Annotated in this window: 5 protein-coding genes and 1 pseudogene; 1 reads left to right on the forward strand and 5 read right to left on the reverse strand. The window is 40.2% G+C overall.

From position 1 onward, the window contains the following. Nucleotides 1–101 precede the first annotated feature (101 nt). The gene (locus AACR75_RS00180; RefSeq protein WP_017050349.1) at nucleotides 102–527 is read right to left on the reverse strand and encodes a DMT family transporter; all 426 of its coding nucleotides are present in this window, start codon (nucleotides 525–527) and stop codon (nucleotides 102–104) included. After that, the gene (locus AACR75_RS00185) at nucleotides 527–985 is read right to left on the reverse strand and encodes a DMT family transporter (RefSeq protein WP_047691356.1); all 459 of its coding nucleotides are present in this window, start codon (nucleotides 983–985) and stop codon (nucleotides 527–529) included. Before AACR75_RS00185 ends, AACR75_RS00180 begins: the two co-directional genes overlap by 1 nt. 92 nt (nucleotides 986–1,077) lie before the next feature. Between AACR75_RS00185 and AACR75_RS00190 the strand changes: the two genes are divergently transcribed. After that, a complete protein-coding gene (locus tag AACR75_RS00190) occupies nucleotides 1,078–1,998 on the forward strand; it encodes a LysR family transcriptional regulator (protein ID WP_047691357.1) in 921 nt (306 codons plus the stop codon). A gap of 637 nt (nucleotides 1,999–2,635) precedes the next feature. Here the strand turns inward: AACR75_RS00190 and AACR75_RS00195 are convergent. The 3 genes and pseudogenes from AACR75_RS00195 to AACR75_RS00205 form a co-directional block, all read right to left on the reverse strand. Beyond that, the gene (locus AACR75_RS00195; protein ID WP_047691362.1) at nucleotides 2,636–3,100 is read right to left on the reverse strand and encodes a hypothetical protein; all 465 of its coding nucleotides are present in this window, start codon (nucleotides 3,098–3,100) and stop codon (nucleotides 2,636–2,638) included. A gap of 133 nt (nucleotides 3,101–3,233) precedes the next feature. Continuing rightward, nucleotides 3,234–3,698 carry a GNAT family N-acetyltransferase gene (locus AACR75_RS00200; protein WP_047691367.1) on the reverse strand — a complete coding sequence of 155 codons (465 nt, stop codon included), beginning with the start codon at nucleotides 3,696–3,698 and terminating at the stop codon, nucleotides 3,234–3,236. A 146-nt stretch (nucleotides 3,699–3,844) separates the two neighbouring features. Further along, a pseudogene (locus tag AACR75_RS00205) lies at nucleotides 3,845–4,080 on the reverse strand (GNAT family N-acetyltransferase); the annotation flags it as partial.

Raw genomic sequence — 4,080 nt, forward strand, 5'->3', positions numbered from 1 at the left:
AAAGACTTGGGTATAGGACACCAACGGAGTATATTCATGCGCATCTGTAAAAAGTGTCGCACTTCAAACTTGATACTAAGAGCGCACTTGATAAGTTGCACTTACTTATTTTGAAAGCCTAAACGCCCTTTGAAGAAAACTCCAGTGACAATTAAAACTGCTCCAAGAAACTGCGCCCCAACTTGTTCAAAGCCGAAACTATAGACCTCAATGAACAACCCAAACAGCATCTGTCCAGCAACAACTAATACTATTGAATTTGTTGACCCAAGCCTAACCATAACAAAACTATTCACTGCTACGTACAGCGCACCAATAACTCCCCCAACATATAAAGTTAGGTCTTGAGGTAATGCGTTTACTGGCTCAGTTACAAATATAAACAATAAGGACAACGAAACAAATCCTACAGCATGATTCACGAATGAAGCATGAAAAGCTCCATTACGCACACTAAGCTGACCATTCAAAACTCGACTTAAAGTGATACAAAATCCGTTAAGAAGACCTAGTAATATAAATTCCATTACATCTCTACCTTACCGTAAATTATTAAAATTGACCCGATTGCGACAAATAATGAAGGCAACAAGTTGGCTATAGTGACCTTAGTTTTGGGTTGGTTTAACAAACCATAATGTTCAAGAATTAATGAGAGAAGAAATTGCCCAATGAGCGCCAACGCTAAAGTTCCTGTCAGCCCGATATAACTCTGTACTGTCATTGATGCAAAAACTACTGTTAAAGCACCTGGAATACCTCCAAGCCAATACTGTTTCTTGATTTCCGGTCGGTTTGCGCGAGCGTGATTTTTTTTGAATACAGAATAAAGAAGCCACGCTGTAATGCCACCAACCCCATGAGCAATCCAAGATGCTTGAAATGCAGAGGTAGTACCTGCTAATTCGGCGTTAACACTGATCATTAACGCAAGTAATAGACCACTAAAAATAGCTACTATAGCTAAACCACTTTGTCTTAACATAAATTTTCCTCTTCTGATGAGGGCATTATAATTAACAACAAATTGATGCATAATAGCTAAATTATCACAACTAAGTTGAGCAAAACTCACCAATGAAAGATATTTTTCCCGCAATCCCAATATTTGTAGCAGTTGTAGAAGCGGGCTCATTCTCATTAGCAGCTGAGCGCCTTGGAATGACAAAGTCAGCCGTGAGCAAGCGTATATCTAGTTTAGAGGATAACCTTGGTACAAGGTTATTCCATCGAAGTACTCGAAAGTTGACACTAACGGAGTCAGGTGAAGAGTTTTCAGATTACGCTCGTAATTCTGTATACATAGCTCAGCAAGGGATTACCGCAGCGACATTAAATCAAGGCAACCCTAAAGGCACATTAAAAATTAATGCCCCAATGACATTTTCCAGATTACACCTAGCCCCTCACCTAAAAGAGTTCCTAGATCTGTACCCTGACATAAAAGTCATTTTAAGTATGGATGATCAAGTTGTTGATATGATCGCTGGTGCTTACGATGTCGGAATTCGGATCGGAGAATTAAAAGATTCAAGCCTAATTGCTCGGAAACTCGCTAAGTGCAACAGTGTTGTATGTGCATCCCCTGAGTATTTGCAACAAGCTGGTACTCCCAATACTCCACACGACTTGAAAGATCACAATTGTATTTATTACAGCTTGTTTCAAGCTGGTGTTGAATGGACATTTTTTAAAGCAGATGAAAAGCTCAAGGTTGAACCTACTGGAAATTTCATAGTAAATAATAGTGATGCTATATCTGAGATGCTTTTACAAGGACTAGGAATCTGTCAAATGCCAACATTTATTGTGCAGAGATACCTCAATACAGGTCAGTTAGTTCAAGTATTGGCTAACTATGACTTACCAGACCACAGCATTTTTGCTGTGTATCCAGAAAGGCGACACATGCCAGAAAAAGTAAAAGTATTCATCGATTTTATTGAGGAGAAACTACACTCCATTTACTGGGAGGTTGATGATGGTAAAAGCTCATAACGCCCGGCTAAGGGGTTGACAACGCACCGCCAGACTCAAAAAACACACCGTAAACCCTGAACTTCAATTTTGCGCTAAAGTCGCCACGCGTTGGCAATCCCTCTTGAGCCGTTTGTTATGCAAATTCAATAAGATAAATCGACTTTACACGACCAAAAACCACAATTGCAATGGTTTAGTGATTCAAGAATCAACCCAAGCAAGAGCCGTGATAAATTAGCTGCCAAAACAAAGTCCACCGTTCAACAACAAACCAAGCTTTTGAATGAGACAAACTCAACAAGCAAGACTTTCAGCAAGTGCAAAATGCTCGATTAACTTGCCCTTTCCACACTTTGCACCCGCAAGATTCACAACGCGCCAACGTTAAAACTGATTGAGGCAAACAAAGAACCTTGTCTGTTTTACGGCTTGAGTGAACCACGAATTTTAAGGTCAAAAAGCTCATTTGCCGACAACACAAAACGAATAGCCGGAGAAATCCCAAAAGATTGAACTCCTAAATTTACCTGAGTTGCATAACGCCCGGCTAAGGGGTTGACAACGCACCACCGAACTCAAAAAACACACTGTAAACACTAGACTTCAATTTTGTACTAAAGCCGCCACGCGTTGACAATCCCTCTTGAGCCGTTTGTTAGGCTTTTTGCGAGCTAAGAGTAATTGGCAGTTTCTTAACTCCGTACTCCCTGTTTGCCCACGCATAAAACTTTCTCCTGCCACTGAATTTTACACTTAGCATTTCAGCGTGAGAAATTGCGCGAAACAACATCATATAAGCGTTACCCTGACGATCAAAATGTAATTCTAGCGGGTCACCTTTATCATGGTGCTTCACTGTATTCTTAGCCCTATTTGTAACTTTCTTAACCTCACCCTTTGATAGATGTGGTGTATCGTAATAAGTTCTGAGCATTACATTAAAACGCCAGTCATTATCTAATGCCGAATAACCTTGTGTTTCTAATAACATGCCACAAAATATTTCATCAGCAGCGCCAAGTAACGTCAGTGCCGAAACGTAACGGCCTCTAAAGTAAAGGTCTATACCATCTTCGAGTTGCTCTTTAGCTAAGTTTATTTTCTTCGACTTTGCTGCCATTTTATTCCTAAAGCCTAACGCCCGGCTAAGGGGTTGACAACGCATAGCCGAACTCAAAAAACACACTGTAAACACTGAACTGCAATTTTGAACTAAAGTCGCCAAGCGTTGGCAATCCCTCTTGAGCCGTTTGTTAGCTGAATTTCTCCATGACAAAGTTGCACAGCTTTTGACCGCGAACTTCTATGGTTTGTTCTTGTATAACTTTGAACCCAAATCTCTCATAAAACGGACGAGCTGTAATACTCACCTCAGAGTAAAACCTAGTAATTCCTTGTAACTCACCCATTCTGAGTAAATGTTCCATTAACTGTTGTCCGACTCCTTGACCTTGATGTTCATGGTGACAAAAGAAATGATCAATTAATCCATTTTCTTGAAGATCACTATAACCAACAATTTTTCCACCAATTTCAGCAACAAAAGGTGAAAGATAGTTCATTTTTCGTTGCCAAATCCCTGAAGAAAAATCATCTGGAGCCCATGCTTCAACTTGGGCTTGCGAATAATCACGTAAGTTCACATTACGAACCGTATGATAAAAAATAGCCCATAAATCATGCGCATCTGATTCTTGATACTTTCTAATTTCGATCATGCTGATATTTACCACCATTCAGCTAACGCCCGGCTAAGGGGTTGACAACGCACCGCCGAACTAAAAAAACACACTATAAACACTGAACTTCAATTTTGCACTAAAGTCACCACGCGTTGGCAATCCCTCTTGAGCCGTTTGTTAAATTACAATTGCTTGTAGAAGTAAACTGTTGCTTCTAACTTTCCGCTAGAACTACGCGCAAACTCTGGAATTTGACCAGCTTTGATGTAGCCAATCGAACCATATAGTAAAGAAGCCACATCACCTAAGCGAGTATCCAAAACGAGTAACTGCAAACCAAGCTCTAATGCCGTTTTTTCCATCAGTGACATTAATTTCTTACTGACACCTTGGCCACGAGCACTTGTTTTAACCATCA

The sequence above is a fragment of the Vibrio sp. ZOR0018 genome, assembly GCF_963865925.1.
In the GTDB taxonomy this organism is placed as follows: domain Bacteria; phylum Pseudomonadota; class Gammaproteobacteria; order Enterobacterales; family Vibrionaceae; genus Vibrio; species Vibrio anguillarum.

What these genes read in the sequence shown, in the direction of transcription:
- AACR75_RS00180 (WP_017050349.1), bottom strand. Translation starts at nt 527, where the DNA reads ATGGAATTTATATTACTAGGTCTTCTTAACGGATTTTGTATCACTTTA.
- AACR75_RS00185 (WP_047691356.1), bottom strand. Translation starts at nt 985, where the DNA reads ATGTTAAGACAAAGTGGTTTAGCTATAGTAGCTATTTTTAGTGGTCTA.
- AACR75_RS00195 (WP_047691362.1), bottom strand. Translation starts at nt 3,100, where the DNA reads ATGGCAGCAAAGTCGAAGAAAATAAACTTAGCTAAAGAGCAACTCGAA.
- AACR75_RS00200 (WP_047691367.1), bottom strand. Translation starts at nt 3,698, where the DNA reads ATGATCGAAATTAGAAAGTATCAAGAATCAGATGCGCATGATTTATGG.
- AACR75_RS00190 (WP_047691357.1), top strand. Translation starts at nt 1,078, where the DNA reads ATGAAAGATATTTTTCCCGCAATCCCAATATTTGTAGCAGTTGTAGAA.